General features: G+C 40.0%; 14 protein-coding genes, 2 tRNA genes and 1 pseudogene. 12 read left to right on the top strand and 5 right to left on the bottom strand.

The window, feature by feature from the left end; translation table 11 throughout:
* Positions 1–12: 12 nt before the first annotated feature.
* The 6 genes from kam1_RS00070 to kam1_RS00090 all read left to right on the top strand — a co-directional run bounded on the left by kam1_RS00070 (position 13) and on the right by kam1_RS00090 (position 8,013).
* Positions 13–95, top strand: a tRNA-Tyr gene (locus tag kam1_RS00070).
* 133 nt (positions 96–228) lie between these two features.
* Entirely contained in the window at positions 229–1,362 is a 1,134-nt protein-coding gene (locus kam1_RS00075; RefSeq protein WP_052250489.1) for a KamA family radical SAM protein, read from the top strand.
* Positions 1,363–1,393: 31 nt separating this feature from the next.
* A complete protein-coding gene (locus tag kam1_RS10230; RefSeq protein ID WP_244946082.1) occupies positions 1,394–1,987 on the top strand; it encodes a hypothetical protein in 594 nt (197 codons plus the stop codon).
* On the top strand, positions 1,971–2,588 hold the full coding sequence (locus kam1_RS10235) for a class I SAM-dependent rRNA methyltransferase (RefSeq protein WP_244946083.1): 618 nt from the start codon (positions 1,971–1,973) through the stop codon (positions 2,586–2,588). The genes kam1_RS10230 and kam1_RS10235 overlap by 17 nt, the downstream gene beginning before the upstream one ends.
* Positions 2,589–2,812: 224 nt before the next feature.
* Entirely contained in the window at positions 2,813–5,251 is a 2,439-nt protein-coding gene (gene ppsA, locus kam1_RS00085; protein ID WP_039721522.1) for a phosphoenolpyruvate synthase, read from the top strand.
* 20 nt (positions 5,252–5,271) lie between these two features.
* Positions 5,272–8,013 carry a bifunctional acetate--CoA ligase family protein/GNAT family N-acetyltransferase gene (locus kam1_RS00090; protein WP_143958132.1) on the top strand — a complete coding sequence of 914 codons (2,742 nt, stop codon included), beginning with the start codon at positions 5,272–5,274 and terminating at the stop codon, positions 8,011–8,013.
* Between the two features lie 4 nt (positions 8,014–8,017).
* Here the strand turns inward: kam1_RS00090 and kam1_RS00095 are convergent.
* Positions 8,018–8,089: transfer RNA gene (locus tag kam1_RS00095), tRNA-Val, on the bottom strand.
* A 158-nt stretch (positions 8,090–8,247) separates the two neighbouring features.
* Here kam1_RS00095 and kam1_RS00100 point away from each other — a divergent pair.
* Complete coding sequence (locus kam1_RS00100; protein ID WP_039721523.1) at positions 8,248–9,126, top strand: ParB/RepB/Spo0J family partition protein; 879 nt, start codon at positions 8,248–8,250, stop codon at positions 9,124–9,126.
* Here kam1_RS00100 and kam1_RS00105 read toward each other — a convergent pair.
* Positions 9,077–9,589, bottom strand: a complete 513-nt coding sequence (locus tag kam1_RS00105) for a CAP domain-containing protein (RefSeq protein ID WP_172616743.1) — start codon at positions 9,587–9,589, stop codon at positions 9,077–9,079. The two genes, kam1_RS00100 and kam1_RS00105, sit on opposite strands and share 50 nt — an antisense overlap.
* Before the next feature lie 155 nt (positions 9,590–9,744).
* Between kam1_RS00105 and mutL the strand changes: the two genes are divergently transcribed.
* Positions 9,745–11,547, top strand: a complete 1,803-nt coding sequence (mutL, locus tag kam1_RS00110) for a DNA mismatch repair endonuclease MutL (RefSeq protein ID WP_143958134.1) — start codon at positions 9,745–9,747, stop codon at positions 11,545–11,547.
* Between the two features lie 9 nt (positions 11,548–11,556).
* Here the strand turns inward: mutL and ychF are convergent, their stop codons facing one another.
* The gene (gene ychF, locus kam1_RS00115; RefSeq protein ID WP_039721525.1) at positions 11,557–12,657 is read right to left on the bottom strand and encodes a redox-regulated ATPase YchF; all 1,101 of its coding nucleotides are present in this window, start codon (positions 12,655–12,657) and stop codon (positions 11,557–11,559) included.
* A 147-nt stretch (positions 12,658–12,804) separates the two neighbouring features.
* On the opposite strand from ychF, the gene kam1_RS00120 reads away from it, so the two are divergent.
* The 4 genes and pseudogenes from kam1_RS00120 (at position 12,805) to kam1_RS00135 (ending at position 18,243) form a co-directional block, all read left to right on the top strand.
* Positions 12,805–13,356: a transcriptional activator RfaH gene (locus tag kam1_RS00120; protein ID WP_039721526.1), complete on the top strand. Its 552-nt coding sequence runs from the start codon at positions 12,805–12,807 to the stop codon at positions 13,354–13,356.
* A 145-nt stretch (positions 13,357–13,501) separates the two neighbouring features.
* Positions 13,502–14,272 (top strand): sugar nucleotide-binding protein, encoded by a 771-nt coding sequence (locus kam1_RS00125; RefSeq protein WP_244946084.1) that lies wholly within the window; start codon positions 13,502–13,504, stop codon positions 14,270–14,272.
* A 183-nt stretch (positions 14,273–14,455) separates the two neighbouring features.
* A pseudogene (locus kam1_RS10915) lies at positions 14,456–15,662 on the top strand (DegT/DnrJ/EryC1/StrS family aminotransferase).
* Positions 15,663–15,729: 67 nt separating this feature from the next.
* Positions 15,730–18,243, top strand: a complete 2,514-nt coding sequence (locus kam1_RS00135; RefSeq protein ID WP_235277284.1) for an LPS-assembly protein LptD — start codon at positions 15,730–15,732, stop codon at positions 18,241–18,243.
* A 326-nt stretch (positions 18,244–18,569) separates the two neighbouring features.
* Here kam1_RS00135 and kam1_RS00140 read toward each other — a convergent pair whose 3' ends face one another.
* Together kam1_RS00140 and kdpC are read right to left on the bottom strand one after the other, a co-directional pair.
* Positions 18,570–19,160 (bottom strand): pyridoxamine 5'-phosphate oxidase family protein, encoded by a 591-nt coding sequence (locus tag kam1_RS00140; RefSeq protein WP_039721528.1) that lies wholly within the window; start codon positions 19,158–19,160, stop codon positions 18,570–18,572.
* Between the two features lie 12 nt (positions 19,161–19,172).
* Positions 19,173–19,757, bottom strand: coding sequence for a K(+)-transporting ATPase subunit C (gene kdpC / locus kam1_RS00145; RefSeq protein ID WP_039721529.1), 585 nt, complete (start codon positions 19,755–19,757; stop codon positions 19,173–19,175).
* Between the last annotated feature and the right edge of the window lie 6 nt (positions 19,758–19,763).

A 19,763-nucleotide genomic window follows, 5' to 3' on the forward strand; every position in this document is an offset into this window, starting at 1 on the left:
TTTTTTAAAATTGGGCAGATACCCAAGTGGACAACGGGGGCAGACTGTAAATCTGCTGGCTTATGCCTTCGCTGGTTCGAATCCAGCTCTGCCCATTTTTTTTTTCTTTTTATCTTTCTCTCCTTATTGACAACTACGGTCAATTCCTTAGGCTAATAAACAAAAAATAAGGTATTTGCTTTGAGTGTTTCCCATCGAGATTTCGTTTCTCCAGGGAAGGGTTGTTGGATGTCAATATCCGATAAAGATTGGAATGATTGGCACTGGCAGCTGAAAAATCGATTGCATTCCCTAGAGCAAATTGAAAAGCAACTAGCTCTAAGTCCAGAAGAACAGCGTGGTCTTAGATTTGCTTCAAAAGAAAAGCTTGCCTTTTCCCTTACCCCCTATTTTTTTAATCTCATCGATCCACAAAACCCTGATTGTCCCATCCGTAGGCAGGTAATACCAAGAGTCGAGGAGCTGGTTAGCTTGCCCTATGAAATGTCGGATCCTTGCGGAGAAGATAAAGATATGGTGGCTCCAGGACTGGTTCATCGATATCCTGACAGAGTTCTTTTCCTTGTGACAGATAGATGCGCTAGTTATTGTCGATATTGTACTAGAAGCAGGATTGTCAGTGGGGTTAGTGGGCAAAAACTAGAAACCGACGACAAATTAGCTTTCGAGTATTTAAAAAACCATAGGGAAGTTAGAGATGTGCTTATTTCGGGAGGAGACCCACTTTTATTATCTGACAGTCGGCTTGAAAGACTTCTTAGACAATTAAGAGAGATCCCTCACATTGAAATTATTAGGATTGGAACACGGATTCCCATATTCCTCCCACAAAGGATAACGGACGGTCTTTGCAAAATGTTAAAAACTTATCATCCTTTGTGGCTCAATATCCATGCCAATCATCCAAAGGAATTGACAATAGAAGTGAAAATAGCTTTAGAAAAATTAGCGGATGCCGGTATCCCGTTGGGCAATCAATCTGTGCTTTTAAAAGGGATCAATGACGACCATCAGATAATACTGGAGTTGGTTAGAAAGCTGATCCGGTGCAGAGTTAGACCTTATTATCTTTATCAGTGCGACCTTATTCAGGGAACTGATCATTTTCGTGTGCCAATCAAAAAAGGATTGGAAATCATGAGAAATCTAAGAGGTTTTACAACCGGTTTTGCTGTTCCGCAATATGTGGTTGATGGACCGGGAGGGGGTGGAAAGATCCCTTTGAATCCAGATTATGTTATAGGATATTATGAAGATAAAGTACTGTTACGAAATTATGAAGGTAAAATTTACTCCTATCCAGGAGCTCAAGATACAAAACAAGACGAAAACTATGATCGACAGTCTGGGACCTGCATGTAAAAATAAAACATAAAGACGTGGTTAAAACTGTATGGAGCCATCTCCTTTTTCTGGCAAAGTCTATTTGATAAAGGAGGGAAGGCACAGAATTTTAGAAGGTCATGTCTGGGTATATCGAACAGAGATTTCCCATTTTGATGAGCATCTTCAAAATGGAGATGTTGTAGAAGTAGTTTCTGCCAATGGTCAAAATTTGGGGGTGGGAATTTGGAATAGTCAATCTCAAATTGCTGTAAGGATTTATTCGAGGGAAAGAGTTCCTCTGGATAAGAATATTATTTTATCCTTCCTGACCAACGCTTTTAAATATAGAGAGCAGATTTTTTTGGGCAAAAGAAGCAACGCTTATAGGTTGTTCTGGTCTGAATCAGATGGATTTCCTGGATTGGTCATAGATCGCTATGCCGATTGGTATGTTGTTCAACTGTTGACATCGGGAGCTGATCGAAAAAGAAGAGAAATTCTAGAGAGCTTACGACAACTAACCTCTTCCACTAACATTATAGTTCGAAATGATGCTCCGGTACGGCTACTAGAAAGGATTGCCTCTAACAAAAGAATGCTTAGCGCAACAGGCTCCAGAACCCTTTTCTGTTACTTTGGATGGGGTGAGTATTTTAGTTGACGTTCTCAACGGGCAGAAAACCGGACTTTATTTGGACCAAGCTGCCAATTATCATTTGATTGCGACTATGGCTAAAAATAGAAGAGTGCTGGATTGTTTTTCGTATCAAGGTCTTTTTTCAATATTTTGTGCTCTTCAAGGCGCAAAGCATTGTATTGCTGTGGATCAATCTGCTGCTGCAATCGATATTGGGAAAAAAAATGCTGATTCGCTTGGCCTGCGAATAGATTGGGTATGTGAAAATGCTTTCGATTGGCTGCGGAAAAAAGAAAAAGAAAAGCAGAAATTTGATTTGATTATTCTCGATCCCCCTTCTTTTACCAAAACAAAAGTTCAAAAAGAATCGGCTTTTCGCGGCTATCATGAGATCCATTTGCGTGCCTTAAATTTGTTGGAGGTGGGAGGCTATTTAGCAAGTTTTTGTTGTTCGCATCATATTATGATGGAAGAATGGAAAGAGTTGATTGCCAAGGCTTCCTGGGAGACTCATACAAGACTTCGCTATCTGAATTGTTTGCCGCAAAGTGCTGATCACCCCATTTTATTCAATATTCCTGAAACCGAATACCTCAAGGGAGTTTTAGCTCAAAAAATAGACTAGCATTATCTTGGCTAAAAACTCTTTTATCCGGTAAGAAAAAAGACAGGCTAGGCAAAGAAAAAAGCCTCCTTAAGTGAAGCTCTATGACCTATCTACCAAAATATGCTTAAAGAAACACAAGGGTTGTTTTTGGGAAAAGATCCCTTTACTTTCCCACAGTGAGACAAAAGCTTCTTTTTTCTCTAATACTAAAAATAACAACTTTTACAAAAAAGAGGTGATGCATGAATCCGACCCCTAATAGTCTAAAAGATAAGAAACCCTTCGTCTTATGGTTCGATCAGATCAGTCTCAAAGACATTCCTCTTGTTGGTGGCAAAAATGCTTCTCTTGGGGAAATGTATTCTCATCTTTCTTCCAAAGGCATAAAAGTGCCAAATGGTTTTGCTACAACAGCCGAAGCGTATCGATTTTTCTTATCTGAAAACAGGCTGGAAGAAGAGATAAAAGAGTTGCTTTCAGGCTTGGATCCACATGACCTTGAGAATTTGAGGGATAGAGGTAGAAAAATTAGGGCCTTAATCATTGATTCCCCAATGCCCAAGGAACTTGAAAATGAAATTATAAATGCCTATGCAAACCTGAATAAAGAGGCTAAACAACAGGCTGTGGATGTAGCAGTTCGCTCAAGTGCTACCGCTGAAGATCTCCCTGGTGCTAGTTTCGCTGGTCAGCAAGAAACCTATTTAAATGTTCGGGGTAAGGATAATTTACTGCATTCAATTAAAAAGTGTTTTGCTTCCTTGTTTACTGATCGAGCCATCTCTTATCGGTCGGACATGGGATTTGAGCATACAAAAGTAGCTCTTTCTGTTGGGGTTCAAAGAATGGTTAGATCGGATTTGGCTTGCTCGGGAGTGATGTTTTCTATTGATACAGAGTCAGGTTTTCGCAATGCGGTTTTAATCAATTCTTCTTATGGGCTAGGGGAAAATATCGTGCAAGGAATCGTCAATCCTGACGAATTTTATGTTTTCAAGCCCACTTTGATGCAGGGTTTTCAGCCAATCTTACAGAAGAGATTGGGGGGCAAAGAAATGAAACTCGTCTACGATATCGGGGGAGAAAAAATTGTAAAAAATGTTCCTGTGCCCCCAGAAGAGAGGAAAAAATTTTCTTTATCCGATGAAGAGATCCTTACTCTGGCCAAGTGGGCTTGTATTGTGGAAGAACACTATTCTCAACTCCATGGTCGATTTACTCCCATGGATATGGAGTGGGCAAAAGACGGACTGAGTGGAGAACTTTTTATGCTTCAAGCTAGACCAGAAACAGTACATGGAGGGAAAGCTAGGAACGTTTTAGAATTTTATCGCCTCAAAGGCACTGGCCCTGTTCTGATTGAAGGAAGAAGCGTTGGAGAAAAAATTGTTCATGGGAAAATCAAGGTTATTAAAAGTATCCAACAGATAGATCGGTTCGAGCCAGGCGAAATTCTTGTGACTGAAAAGACTGACCCTGATTGGGAGCCTATAATGAAGAAGGCCAAGGCGATTGTGACGAATCGGGGCGGAAGGACCTGTCATGCGGCTATTGTTAGCCGAGAGTTAGGGGTACCTGCTATTGTAGGCACAGAAAGAGGGACGGAGGTTTTGAAAGATGGTATGATCGTAACGGTAAGCTGTGCAGAAGGAGAGGTGGGTAAAGTTTATAATGGAGAAATTCCTTTTGAAATTGAAAAAGTTAATTTGGAAAACATCCCACGGCCTCGGACAAAGATCATGATGAACGTAGGGAATCCTGAAGAGGCCTTTGATCTTTCTTTCCTTCCCAATGATGGGGTAGGATTAGCACGGGAAGAGTTTATTTTGACCAATTATGTCAGAATCCACCCTATGGCTTTAGTGCATTTTGACCAGTTAAAAGAAGGGGAAGATAAAAAGAAGATTATAGAAATGACAGAAATCTATCCAAGGAAAACGGATTTTTTTGTGGAGAAACTCTCCGAAGGCATTGGGATGATTGCCGCAGCCTTTTATCCAAAGGATGTCATAGTCAGGCTTAGTGACTTTAAGACCAATGAATATGCCAATTTGATAGGTGGTCAAGACTTTGAACCTATAGAACGCAATCCGATGATTGGATTCAGGGGGGCTTCTCGTTATTATAATCCAAGGTATCAGGAAGGTTTTGCTTTGGAGTGTCAAGCTATACGGAAAGCGAGAGAAACCTTTGGCCTTTTTAATATCAAGATCATGATTCCAGTCGTAAGGACGGTAGAAGAGGGCAAGAAAGTGATAGCCGAAATGGAGAAAAATGGTCTTAAAAAAGGCGAAAAGGGGCTTGAGATTTACATGATGTGCGAAATTCCCAGTAATGTCATTCTGGCCGAAGAGTTTTGCGAGATTTTTGATGGTTTTTCTATTGGCTCGAATGATTTGACTCAACTTGTCCTTGGAGTAGATAGGGATTCTGAAATTGTCGCTTCCCTCTATGACGAAAGAAACGAGGCGGTCAAGCGCATGATTTCTTCTGTAATAAAAACGGCAAAACAGAAACAGAAAAAGATTGGGATTTGTGGAGAAGCTCCCAGTAATTATCCTGAGTTTGCCGAGTTTCTCGTCAAAGAGGGAATAGATAGCCTCTCATTGAGTGCGGATGTCGTTATTAAAACGACTTTAAATATCTTGGAGCTTGAAAAAAACCTTTTTCAGTCCTCTTAAACTCAAAGATACTCTTAGCGATGCAGATCAGCTCCAAACTTATTGTGGGAACTTACGGCATAAGGAATTTTCTTCCTCCCAAACGGGTAGCCCTCGTAGGTGCTTCAGAACAACCATTTTCTGTCGGAAGGGCTTTGATGGAAAATCTGATCAAATGGGGAGGCATATTGTATCCGGTGAATCCTAATCACGCGGAAATTTTTGGGAGAAAGTCTTATCCCACCATCAAAGATGTTCCCAGTTCTATTGACCTAGCGATTATCGCAACGCCGGCTATCACTGTTCCTCAGATTATAGAAGATTGTGTGCATGCCTCTGTTAAAGGAGCAGTGATTATTTCAGCCGGTTTTAAAGAGATTGGAGAGGCAGGAAGGTTGTTAGAACAAAAGGTTGTCGAAATAGCCAGGCGAGGGGGACTTAGAATCATTGGTCCTAATTGTGTAGGAATCATGCTTCCTTCGGTTCAATTCAATGGCACATTTTTACCTCAAATGCCTAAAGTGGGGCATATCGCTTTTTTGAGTCAGAGTGGAGCCCTAGGGGCTGCTGTATTGGATTGGAGTTTAAGTCGAGACATTGGATTTAGCGCTTTTTTTTCTTTGGGTTCTTTAGCTGATGTAGATTGGGGAGACATTCTTTTTTATCTCGCTGAAGACCATTTAACCAGGGTGATCCTTATATATATGGAATCCATTGGGGATCCAGCATCATTTCTTTCTGCTGCCAGACAACTGAATTTCCAAAAGCCTATTTTGGTATTGAAAGCTGGAAGATCAAAGGAAGGTTCTCAAGCAGCCTTATCTCATACGGGCTCAATGACAGGTAGTGATGCCGTTTTGGATGCTGCTTTTCTCCGGACGGGTGTGCTAAGGGTGGATTCTTTTTCTGAATTTTTTTCTCTGGCCTCTTTTTTCAGCCAAAGGCCTCTGCCGTTAGGTCCAAAGCTTGCCATCTTAACAAATGCAGGAGGAGCTGGCGTTTTGGCAACCGACAAGCTTGTGCTTACTGGTGGCAAACTTGCCGAACTTTCAGAGGCTACCATTCGTAAATTAGACGCTTTTCTCCCTCCAGCATGGAGTCATGCTAATCCCGTGGACATATTGGGAGATGCTGATGTGGAACGCTATCGAAAGGCTTTAGAGATCCTTTTAGAAGAGGAAAATGCCGATGGTCTGCTCGTTATTCTTACAAAACAAGCTATGACTAAACCTAAAGAAACGGCTCAAGAAGTGGCTTTGTTAGCAAAGCATTACTCTAAGCCCCTGCTTTGCTGTTGGATGGGAGGAGAATCTGTCTCTGAAAGTAGGAGGATCCTTGAAAAAGAGGGAATACCAACTTTTGATTTTCCCGAAGAAGCCGCACAGTCTTTTTCTTTTGGTTGGCTCCATAGGAAAAATTTTTCAGCGATTTATGAAACTCCTATCCTTGTTAGTTCTTCAGAAGAGATACTTAAAGCCAAAAAAAATACGCAGGAACTGCTTTCGAAATTGAAAGAAAAAAACCTCACACTTTTAACAGAGTATCAATCCAAAGAAATCCTCCGTTTTTATGGGATTGGAGTCAATGAAACTTTCCTGGCAAAAAACGAACAGGAAGCCGTCTCTATTGCTGAAGAAATTGGTTATCCAGTGGTTGCTAAGTTAAATTCGACAAAAATTTCTCATAAGAGCGATGTAGGAGGGGTGATCCTAGGGATATCCGATAAAGCTTCTCTGGAAAAAGCCTTTCGAAAAATTAGGGAGAATACAATAAAACATGCTTCCGAAAGTGCCTTTGAAGGTGTATCGATTCAAAGAATGATTTCAGAAAAAGGAATTGAACTGATCTTGGGGGGAACAACTGATCCTCAGTTTGGGCCAGTCATGCTCTTTGGATCTGGAGGTATGTTTGTAGAAATTTATAAAGACAATGCACTTGCCCTTCCGCCTCTGACTACGGCCCTTTCTTCTATTCTTATTAACCGGACTAAAATAGCGAAAGCTTTTCATGGATTTAGGGGCATTCCGCCTGTGGATATAAGAAAACTGAATGAAACTTTGGTCCGTTTCAGTGAACTCCTCGTATATGAAACCAGAATAAAAGAGATAGATATTAATCCACTATTAGTCTACGGCTCTATGGTGATAGCTCTGGATGCAAGGATTGTTCCTCATTCATTCACAATCGATGAGAGCACTATTCGTCCTCCTGCAATTCGGCCTTATCCTTTAGAGTATATATGGAAGGAGAGGCTTTTGGATGGCACGAGCGTTTTGATTAGACCAATTAGACCGGAAGATGAACCATTGATGATCGAATTTCATAAAGGCCTTTCTCAAGAATCAGTATATTACCGTTATTTTCAAAATCTATCCTTTGAAGAAAGAGTCGATCATTTGAGATTATCTCGAATATGTTTTTCAGATTATAACATCGAGATTGTGCTTGTTGCTCAGATCCTTGTAGCAGACCAGCCTCGAGAAATCATTGGTGTAGGAAGACTTGGAAAATACCATGGATTTGAAGGAGCTGAATTTGCCATTATCATCCAGGATCAATGGCAGCATAAAGGACTTGGAACCCTCCTTTTACGCAAGCTTAAAGAAATTGGTCTAAAAGAAAAGCTTGCGTGGATCATTGGCAGAATGTTGCCACTGAATGAATCGATGAAAAAAATTGCTGATAAAGAAGGTTTTGTTGTGTATTTTGATGAATCCTCTCAAGAATATATTGCGGAGTTGGATTTACGCAAAATGGATTCCCGAACCGGGGCAAATGAATAAACTCTGCGCGGTACAGGGATTGAACCTGTGACCTCTCGCGTGTGAAGCGAGCGCTCTACCACTAAGCTAACCGCGCCATTCTGAAGGAATACTTTCAATGTACTTTATTAAAAGCCTAAACATCTTTCAAAGAAAATGTCTTTGTTCTTTATTTCTCCTTTAGTTGTTTTAAGAAAAATCTTTTTGATTTCTCTTTTCAACCTATTGAACTTGATGGAAAATACCTAAGAAGATATGTCTAAAAGAAGCCTTGGTAAAGGTTTGAGTGACTTAATCAATACAAAATCACTTTTTTCATCGGTTCCGAGCGAAGAGCTGGGAGAAAAAATTAGTTTGATCAAGGTAGATAGCATTTCTCCTAATCCGTATCAACCTAGAAAAGTGATTCGTGAAGAAGAACTGGTAGAACTAACCGAGTCGATTAAAGAAAAGGGATTACTGCAGCCTGTAATTGTCAGGCAACAAAGTGAAAATCAATTCGAGTTGATTGCAGGAGAGAGAAGATGGAGATCAGCCATACGCGCTGGACTGGAAACTATTCCTGCGATTATCCGGACAGCCTCGGACAGAGATCTCATAGAGATTGCTTTAATGGAGAACTTGCAACGGAGCGATCTGAATCCAATCGAAGAGGCTAGAGGCTATGCCCTTATGATCGAAAAATTTGGGCTGACCCAAGAGGTAGTAGCACAGAGGCTTGGGAAAAATCGGGCGACTGTCGCTAACTCTTTGCGATTGTTGACTTTGTCCCAGCCTGTTCAGGATCTTATTGAAAAAGGCAGTTTAAGTCAGGGACATGGTAAAGTGTTGCTTGGTCTTGCAGATAAAGAAATGCAAGAAAAAGTGGCTCAAAAAATAGTCAAGGAAGGATGGTCGGTCAGAAAAACCGAAGAATTTGTAGGAAATTATAACGAAAAGAAAAAAAAATCATTAGAAGTTCAAAAAGAAAGAGAATCAGATTTCTTGTTCTCAAACATCGAAAAAGAGCTCTGTGTAAAATTCGGTTCTCCAGTCAAAATAAAAGGGGATAAAAATTCGGGGAAAATAGAAATTACCTTTCGGTCTATTCAGGATCTTCATCGCGTTCTTGGCTTTTTGGGAATATCTTTCTAAGAAAATGAGGTAATGAGGATGGCGAATTTCCATTCATTTGTTTGATTGCAGCTCCATTAAATACTACATATCCCTCATTATCTGCAAACGCTGCTCCAATTCCGGCTATCTGAATGCTTTCATCCAGTAGGTTTTTCCGATGCCCAGGACTTTTTTTCCATGCTTCAACGGTTTCTTCTGGATCCGCTCCCGCTGTTGAATAATGCAGATTTTCATTGATTAGACTCCATCCTTCCCTTTGGGTTATTTCTTTTAAGGAGTTTAAGGACCGATGGACAAGTTTTCTTTGTTGTGCAATATGTTCAGCCCATTGTTGACTGATTCCATTGAGTTCCGGACTTAAGCGTAGTGCAGAGAGATGTTGGTCTTTTCGGAAGCGATTAATAAGAAAAAGAGTTTTCTCTCTAAATTCTGTGAGAGAGAAGGGTGGAGCCTCTTTGCTGGTTGGAAGCGAATTTTCCAAAGCAAATGCAGAGGGAAAAAAAATTAAAATTAAAGAGAATATCTGGAATCTTTGCCTTAAGAAAGCTATTTTCTTTTGTTGGAAGTTCATAATTAGTAAGGAAAGATAATATACAAAGACAACTCAATAATTTGAATCCTTAATAGGGATAGAGAATGGGAAGGAAAATTCACATTTTGGCCGAAGAAGTCTCGAATCAGATAGCTGCAGGGGAGATTATTGAAAGGCCAGCTTCAGTCCTTAAGGAATTGATTGAAAATTCTATTGATGCTGGAGCCACCCAAATCGATGTTGAAACCAGATCTGGAGGAATATCGTGGATAAAGGTAAAGGATGATGGCTGTGGGATGAGTAGGGAAGATGCTTTTCTTTGTCTGGAAAGACATGCAACAAGTAAGATTGTCTCCTTGAGTGATTTTTCTAGACTTACTACTTATGGTTTCCGAGGAGAAGCCATTCCAGCCATTGCATCAGTGACTAAATTTAGTCTGGCTACCCAGGAAAAAGGAACTTCTAAAGGAATCGTTATTGAAGTCCATGGTGGAAAAATAGTTCAAGTCAATGAAACAGGTGGATTGGAGGGAACAACAATAGCTGTCAGCTCTCTTTTTTTCAATGTTCCAGCAAGACTTAAATTTTTGAAATCTCCAAGGACCGAACTACTACATCTTCAAAAGCAGCTTATTTTTTCTGCTCTATCTCATCCCGAAATAGGAATTCGATATGATCATAGTCCAGGGGGCAAAGGACGTTGGGAAAAAGGCGAAGATTTTTGGAAAAGAATTTATTCTGTTTTTGGAGAAACATGGGCAAAAGAACTTTTATGGATTGAAAAAGAAGGGGAGGGATTCAGAATATATGGGGCCATAAGCAAACCTGGGGTAGGAAGACCTTCCAGGGAAGACATGTTCTTTTTTGTCAACAAACGGCCAGTGGAATCAAAGAGTTTCTCATTAGGAGTCATCGATGCCTACCGAAATTCCCTAATGAAAGGGCTCTATCCTCTTTGTGTTCTTTTTGCCGAAGTCAGCCCTGATGAGATTGATGTGAATGTGCATCCAACAAAAAAAGAAGTTCGTTTTAAAAGAGAATATGCTTTTAGAAAGTTTGTAAGCCAAGTGTTATTAGATGGATTGAAATTTCAAGGGATATCGGTACCTTCTTCTTTTTGTTTTGAGAAAAAAGAGCAAAATCTTCCAACTCTTCTAACTACAGATAGTACGCCTATTGGAGAAAGTTGCCTGAGCTCTGTCAATGAATCTTTATCTGAAGAAGATCTGTTTACAAATCACACCTCTTCTCTTCCCAAAGAAACTCATGAAACTAAGCTGCCAAACAATCCTTTTGAATACAAAATTGTAGGCCTTTTTTCCTCCCTTTACATTGCTGTTGAAATCAAAGAGGGGATTTTATTGATTGATCAACACGCCGCTCATGAAAGGGTATTATTTGAGAAAATGATAGAGCAGTTTCATGCCTCTCAAAAACAGGCACAAAAGCTTTTGACTCCGATTCTTATCACCCTTTCTGCCACGGAAGCTGAAATTCTTTCAAACTCTTTGAACATTTTTGAAGATCTTGGCTTTGAAATACGCTCCCTTGGCATTTCTTCTTTTCTATTGGAGTCTGTTCCAAGTGGAATTAAAAGAACTGATTACGAAATGTTTTTGCGAGAAGTTCTCTTGGAACTTGTTGAGTTGGAAAGGCACAAAAAAACTGCCCGACTCTACTGGCAAAGAGATATTGCTTTATCGGTTTGTAAAAAAGCAGTCAAATCTGGGGATTTGCTTACTAGGGAAGAACAAGAAAAACTTGTTAGGGACCTTTTCTTTTGCAAATTCCCGCATACTTGCCCTCATGGGAGACCCACATGGATAAAGATTGGATTTAAAGAGCTTGAAAAACAATTTGGTAGAACAGGAGTACAAGGTTGTGAAATGAAAGGAAAAATTCTTTAAAGGTCGGGTTCAAACATTGAAGCGAAATTCAACAATTTCTCCATCAGCAATAACGTAATCTTTCCCTTCTATCCTTAGTTTTCCTGCTTCTTTTGCCTTAGCAAAGGACCCGAAGAAAACAAAATCTTCGAATCGAAGACATTCGGCTGCAATAAAACCTCTTTCAAAATCCGAATGAATGACGCCAGCTGCTTTGGGAGCTGTATCGCCGGCATGGATGGTCCATGCGCGGGTTTCTTTCGGCCCAGTTGTAAAAAACGTTCGCAGTCCTAATAGCTTATAAACCTTTTGAACGAGTTGGTCACAACCAGAATCCTTTAGACCAAGTGATTGCAAGTATTCTCTTTTTTCTTCTGAATCAAGATCATTTAAATCAGATTCTAGTTGTGCCGAAAGAATGACATAGTCATAAAAAGGATGTGTTTTTATATAATCAATGACTTTATGAACGAGGGGGTTTTTTTCACCAAGACTAAGCTCATTTTCATCGACATTGCAAACAAGAAGAATAGGTTTTGTTGTTAACAAAGAAAGCCGTTTGAGTTGGTTCATTTCTTGCGGATCAAGATTTAAGGAAAAAAGAGGGATTCCTTTACCCAAGAAATGGGATGCTTTTTCTAATAGAGAAGGATCGACCAGGTTTTTGCCTTTTGCAGACGCACTCTTTTTGACTTTCTCGAACTGTTTTTCTATGGTGGAATAATCAGCTAAAGACAATTCGGTCAGAAGGATGTCTAGATCCTTCACGGGATCGACTCTACCAGTAATATGATGCACTTCTGTTCCCTCAAAACAACGGAGAATCAAAAGAATGGCATCCACTTCCCGGATGTGACCTAAAAATTGATTACCTAACCCTTCTCCTTGGCTTGCCCCTTTTACTAATCCAGCAATGTCGACAATTTCAATCGCTGCGGGAATAGTTTTTATTGATTTTGAAATTTTTGCTAGCTCCTCAAGTCTTTTGTCCGCTACCGCAATAATGCCGATGTTTGGATCGATCGTGCAGAATGGATAATTAGCAGCCTCGGCTTTTTTGCTTTTTGTCAAGGCGTTAAAAAGAGTGCTTTTCCCTACGTTTGGTAGTCCAACTAATCCAGCTTTTAACATGGCAATGAAATTAACATAGAAGCTTTAGCACTTCTACGGAACTGGTAGAAGTGCTGCTCTGGTAAGATAATGTTTTTTTTCCCTCGCGTTTTATTAAAATATAAATGAATTGTTTTCAATAGCATAGCCTAACTTTTCGGGAGAATCATGGAAAAGCAATGGACGAATGAATCTTTATGGTATTGTCTTTCTGTTCACCCTAAAAAAGAAAAATTTGCTATAGAAAATTTAAAAAAGGAAAATATTGAAGTTTTTTTCCCTCAGATTCTTTACAAAAAAATTAGAAGCAAAAAATCCTCTTTAGTTTTGGAACCTCTTTTCCCTGGGTATCTCTTTGCAAAATTTAACCTTTTATCCAAGCTAATTTTCGTTCGTTCTGCCAAAGGAGTAAGGAGCGTTGTCCATTTCGGATCCACCTATCCTGTTGTACCGGACTGTTTTATTACAGAATTAAAAACAATGTTTGGCGAGAATGGAATTAAAATGGTTCAAGAAAAAGTCAATATTGGATCGAAGATCAATATTGCTGAAGGACCTTTTAAAGGGTTTTCATGCATTGTCTTGGGTTTTGTCCCGGCTAGAGAACGGATTAAAGTGCTATTGGAATGGTTGGGTAGAACAGTTCAAACCGAAATAAGATACGATGATATAGGGGTTAAGGATTCGGAAATTTTCAGAAAGAATTTAGAATTGGACTAACACTGAATAACTTTCTTATCCTGCTTGAGAAAAGGGAGGAAAGGAACGGGGGGTGGATGGAATCCTAAGTCTTCAAGTTATATTTCATCCTTAAGAGCCCACAATCGTTCTTGAACGCAAAATAAGGATTTCATACAAAATTATCATGATAGTCTTGTTTGGATCGAGCGGGTATGTGGGCAGTTTTTATAAAAAGATGCTTCAGTCCAAAGGATTGGATTTTATTGCTCCAACCCACAAAGAAGTAGATCTGACGGACGAAAAACAACTCACTGCGTTCCTCGATAAAATTGAAGCCGATTTCATTATCAATGCTGTAGGGTATACGGGCAAACCGAATGTAGATGCATGCGAAGAAAACAAAGTTGACTGTCTTTTAGGCAATGTCATTATTCCTGGCATTCTTGCCAAGGTATGCACGAAAAAAGGAATTGTATTTGGTCAGGTCTCGTCAGGTTGTGTCTATCAGGGGGATAAGGGCATTGGACCAGATGGCCAGCGAATAGGATTTCAGGAGGAAGATCCACCAAATTTCTCTTTTAGGGCTTCTCCCTGCAGTTTCTATAGTGGCTGTAAGGCTCTTGCTGAGGAGCTTTTAGTTGGTACCTCTTGTTATATTTGGAGATTGCGTATGCCATTTCACTGGCAGGATCATCCCAAAAATTATCTTTCTAAGCTTTTGTTTTATTCCCGTTTATTGGATGCTCGGAACTCTCTTTCTGAAATCGAAGAGTTTGTAAGAGCTTCATTTGAATGTTGGGAAAAGAGACTACCCTTTGGCATCTATCACATCACCAATACAGGATCGATAACCACCAGAGAGATCGTTGAAAAAATCCTTGCTTCTCCATTAGGTAAAAAGCTCAGAAACAAAGGGAAGCAATTTCTTTTTTTGAGAACGAAAAAGAATTTTTAAAGCATGTCAAAGCTCCAAGATCAAACTGTGTGCTTGATAATTCGAAGCTACTAAGTTGTGGGATACAAATCAGGAACATCGAAGAAGCTTTGGAAGAAGATCTTTTGAAATGGCAAGAAAGCTCCTGCCAATAAAAGTTGAGAGGTCAATGTGGAAGAAAAAAATAGTTGTGAAGTTCCATTCATGGATTTAAGGAGAATGCTCAGCCTTGAAAAAAAGGGCATCGAACAGGCTTTCTCTCGTGTTTTTGAAAGTGGAAGATATATTCTTGGTCAGGAAGTGCGGAGCTTCGAACAATCAGTTGCAAGGTATCTAAATGTAAAACATTGCATTGGAGTTTCTTCGGGAAGCGATGCTCTTTTGTTAGCGCTTATGGCTTTCGGGGTAAAGGCTGGAGATGAAGTAATATGTCCAGTCTTTACCTTTTTTGCAACAGCTAGTTCTGTTGCGAGGACTGGAGCAAAACCAGTCTTTGCAGATGTTTGTCCAGGCTGCTTTCAGCTTTCTCCTTCCGAAACACAAGCAAGGATCAGTTCCAATACCCAGGGGATAATCCCTGTTCACCTTTTTGGACAGTGTGCCGACATGGAAGGATTCAAAGCAATCGAAGAAAAAAAGCATCTTTTTCTTATAGAAGATAGCGCTCAGGCATTCGGTGCTTCGATTGGTAATAAGAAAGCAGGGACTTTCGGTTCGGTAGGGTGTTTTTCTTTTTCCCTACTAAAAATTTGGCTGCTTTTGGCGAAGCTGGTTTAGTCTCTACCTCTTCAGATGACATAGCCACCAAAATCCAGGCTTTAAGAGTCCATGGTTCTTCAAAAGAGAAATATTCCCATGAATGGCTTGGCGGTAATTTCAGAATGGATGAGATGCAAGCCGCTTTCCTCAGTGTGAGACTGGCCGCTGTCGATAGTCTTATTGCTCAAAGAATAAAAAACGCGCAATTGTATGAGAAAGCTTTCCTTTCTTCAGGAGTTGCCATAAAATGCCCCGATCCTTGTCTTTGTCAGACAAGGCAACAGGAGGAAAAATCTAGTTGGTTAGAAAAAGAGTGGGGTTATCCCATTTTCCTGCCGAATAGGGTTCGTGGCACCCACACGTTCAACCAGTATGTCATCAGGGTAAAAAAGATAGGGACAGGCTCAGAAATTATTTGAGGGAGCAGAGGATCCAAACAGAAATCTATTATCCTATTCCTTTGCATCTGCAACCCTGTTTTTCTTTCCTTGGTTATAGGAAAGGGGATTTTCCTATAGCTGAAAAGCTTTCAGAGGAAGTTCTAGCTTTGCCTATTTTCCCCGGACTCCGTGAAGAAGAAATTGAAAGGGTTGTAGAAACCATTCGTCAGTTCTATGCTCAGAAAAAGAACAGAAAAAACGCTATAAATTAGGTCTAAAAACAAACGTTTTGAACTTGTAAAGGAAACTTTTTTGTCATAATCATGGAACTTAAATGCCGTGAAAAATCTTCTTTTGCCATTCTTTTCTTTCTTTCCAAAGCTTGTGGCAAAAATTACAAAAAAAGGGCCGTTTTTCATAGTTTTAGCAGGCCTGTTGATAACCTTTCCTCTCTCCGCTTTTGCCCAGTATTCAGATGAAACGGAAAGCGAAGAAGAACAGCAAAAGGTTCCTCCTGGACAGATTCCTGTGGAAATTACTGCTGAAGAAACACACTTTGTGGGCAACATTGCCGTTGCTAAGGGCAATGCAGTGGCACATTATGGGGCAACAGATATTTATGCAGATGAGATAAGCTATGATTCGGTAAAAAGGGAAGTCATTGCCGATGGCAATGCCAGGGTTTATACCGAAAAAAGGGTCTTTAGAGCTTCTCATATCGTCTATAATTTGGATACGAAGGCCATAACTGCTCTAAATTGGAGCCTCTTTGATACTCCTCTTTTATCCTCCGGTCAAACACTTACCACTCCTGAAGAGGATCATTATCATGTGGAAAATGGCATGTTTACAGTAGAGAATAGAGAGCATCCCTATTTCCAAACAAAAGCCAAAACGATTGATATTTATGCGAATGATAAGATAGTGATGAAAAACGTCACGGTTTATATGGGTAAGATTCCAGTGCTATGGCTTCCAGTTGTCAGTCAGCCTTTGAATAGTGAAGAAAGCAGTTACAATATTATCCCTGGGGAACGCTCTTATTGGGGATGGTTTGTCACTTTTACCTATAACTATAAATTTAGTGAAAAAGCGGCAGCGACTTTTCAACTTGACTATAGGTCCTTAAGAGGCCCTGCTGGTGGAGCCATTCTCAAGTTCATCCCTAGTGAAGGAGGAATGGGATTCTTGAGAACCTATTATGCCAACGATTTCGACTTTCAGCTTAATCCGACATCTATTCCAAGGTTTGATGTGGGGCCAAATCGAGGGATGTTTAATCTGGCTATGAAGATGCCTTTGACTCAAGAATTTACTCTTTCTACAGATTTAAATTATTGGACGGATCCCTATGTACTAGAGGATTTTCTTTGGAATACCTATATGTATAATCGACAGCCTGACAATGTGGCTTGGCTGAATTATTATAATCCTAATTTTACAGCAGATCTTCTTGTCAGAGATAATTTAATGCCCTTTTTTAATTCTATAAACAGATTGCCTGAACTATCAATTTTAACGAACCGAACGCGAATTTTCAATACCCCAATTGCCTATCAATCCCGGTATAGTGTAGTCAATTTCGAGCAGCAATTTTCAAACCTGAATTTTACTCCGGGCAATATATTCGGCCTTTTTTATCCATGGCAGCCTCTTAATCGTTTTCTTTTTCCTCTAGCGAGGACTCAAACCTTAACGCCCGCCCAACTCCTGGCTCTCCCTCCGCCGTACTTTCTAAGTAATTATGGAGGGTACCGTTGGGATACCTATCAGGAATTGAGCTATCCGAAAGAATATTTCCATTGGCTTTCAGTGACTCCAAGAATCGGATTTGAAGGGACTTATTGGAGTGATCAAAATGTGTTAAGTGCCGTTCCTACGGCTAGTCGATTGGATTTTAGTAGGGCCCTGTTTGTAGCAGGCCTTGAAAGTTCCTTTAAGCTGTCGAAAGTTTGGGAAAATGTGGACATCCCTTTACTAGGGATTCATGGGATACGACATGTCGTTCAGCCTTTTATGAATTTTCAATATATTCCCAATCCTTATGACAATCCTTATCAAGTTTTAGGATTTGATAATTTTCTCCCAACGATTACCCCCCCTGTGATTAATCTCATGAATTATCCTTCGATTGATTCCCTTTTTGGTATGACGTATCTGAGGAGCGGAATACGGCAAAGGATTCAGACAAAAAGAGATGGGAGTACATATAATCTAGCTGAATTTACTGCCTTTGTTGATGCGAATTGGGATAGAAAATACAATCAGCTACTCATTCCCATGAGTGATACGGTAGACGAAGTCTATGGAGTAGTGGATATTAATCCTGTACCTTGGTTTAATTTGCATTCAGATATCGCATTACCTACAGCTGATTTAGGATACACCAACTGGACGACAGCCGTAACCTATCAATTTCATAGAGCCAATGATCTGACTCTTGGCTATTCCTATTTGAATAATGTGGAAGTTCCAGTGAGCTTTCTGACAATACCTCTTACCGCTACATTCCCTGCTGTGGGTCCCACTGGTGCTTTGAGCTTAAACGGATCGTTGCTAAATGCCTATCAACAGGCTTTTATTGGGCAGCAAAACACCGTTTTCATTTCTGATTTTTGGCGGATCAACAAAGACTGGCAGGTCATGGGTATGTTAACCTATCAAGGAACAGGAGGATATATTCCGTTTGAAAATTTCACCATTTATAGAGATCTCCAAGATTGGGTTTTTTCCTTTAACTTTCAAAACATCATGTTTCCTGGAAGCCCTTCCATTCAGATGTACTACATTGCTTTAACACTCAAAGCGTTCCCATCCCTGAAGGTAGATTATGGTTGGGGAAGTGGAATGTAATCCTTGTGGGAAACCTAGATATGGACTCTGCTATATAAGAAAGAAATATTCCATTCTTTTAATGGCTGCAATCTACTCTTTTCACTCGCAAAGGTCAGATTTTTTTAAATGCCGATCTAATTCTCCAATCTAATATCATCTGAGCCATTCCGGCCAAGCTGAGAAAACGTTAAGGATTGTAGCAGAGTTTGCATGTTATCTTTTCAGCCAGCAAAACTTGAAGCTAAAAAAAGCGAAATTATCCTCTAACGTTATTGCCATGGAAGACAAAATGGTAGCCTCCCTATTGAAGGATAGCTATGGAATGAGTCCTTTTCATGCAAACTCTAGCTTTCCTGGCTGGTAGCCTCATTCCCTTTATGGACTAAAAAAGAATTGTCAGAAAATGGAGTTGGAATTCCATCGATACTTTTAGCATTTTTTTCTTTCCAGTACGTACGGATTCCATTGTCTCCCTTTTTCCTTGCCCATTGGATAAGGCTATCCCTATTTCCTTTAAATTGAAAAAGAGGAACACCAAATCCACAGGAAGTGGTCACAAGATCAATATCGACTTGAATGATTTGTCTGGAGCCTGGAAAGGAGGGAAAAAGAATAAGAAATTCTTCCCACTGAGCTTCCCACGGATGAATTACTGTTCCTTTGCCGTAAAGCCTCAAAATGAGAGGCTTACCTTCAAAAGAACAAAACATAAGGGTTATTCTTCCATCGGTGGTAAGATGAGCAGTGGTTTCGTTACCACTCCCAGTCAGGTTGAGCCAAAGAATCTTTTTAGGACTAATAATTCGAAGCGTATCTAATCCTTTGGGAGAAATGTTAATTCGGCTGGTAGCAGTGGCTGTAGCTACAAAGAAAATTTTTTGGTTTACAATAAAATCTTTTAATTCGGCAGTGATTTCTTTGTAACTTTTACCCATGATCCCTATACATTATGGCAGCGGATATTCCTTGTCGAGCTCAAGGTTTAATTTCAGGACATTGACATTTTTTTCACCAAAAACATTAGCAAGAGGATTTTGAGTATTTTTCAAAATAAGATTCTCTATAGCTTTTATATCCACTTTTCTTACTTTAGCTACTCTTGGAGCTTGCAGAAGAGCATTTTTGAGGCTGATGTGCGGATCGAGCCCACTTCCAGAGGAGCAGACTGCATCAGCAGGGATAAGGCTTGAGGAGGCAATACCATTTTCTTTTCTATAGTGATCGGCTCTTTTTTTTATCGTTTCAATAAAGTCCGATGAAGAAGGAGCAAGGTTACTGCCTCCAGAGTTGAGTCCATCGTAGTTGGAAACAGAAGGTCTCGAATGAAAATATCTTGGAGAATCAAAATTCTGTCCTATGAGCAAAGAGCCACGCACATGACCTTTCGAATCAATGATTAGGCTGCCTTCTGACTGATAAGGAAAAAAGAGTTTTCCCAAAATATATACCGTAAAGGGGTAAATGCCAGAAAGAATAAGTAGCAACAGAAGGGTTAGTTTGACGGAGAGAACTAAGCTATGGAAGAGCTTCATAAGTAT

It is taken from the genome of Methylacidiphilum kamchatkense Kam1, assembly GCF_007475525.1.
Lineage (GTDB): Bacteria > Verrucomicrobiota > Verrucomicrobiia > Methylacidiphilales > Methylacidiphilaceae > Methylacidiphilum > Methylacidiphilum kamchatkense.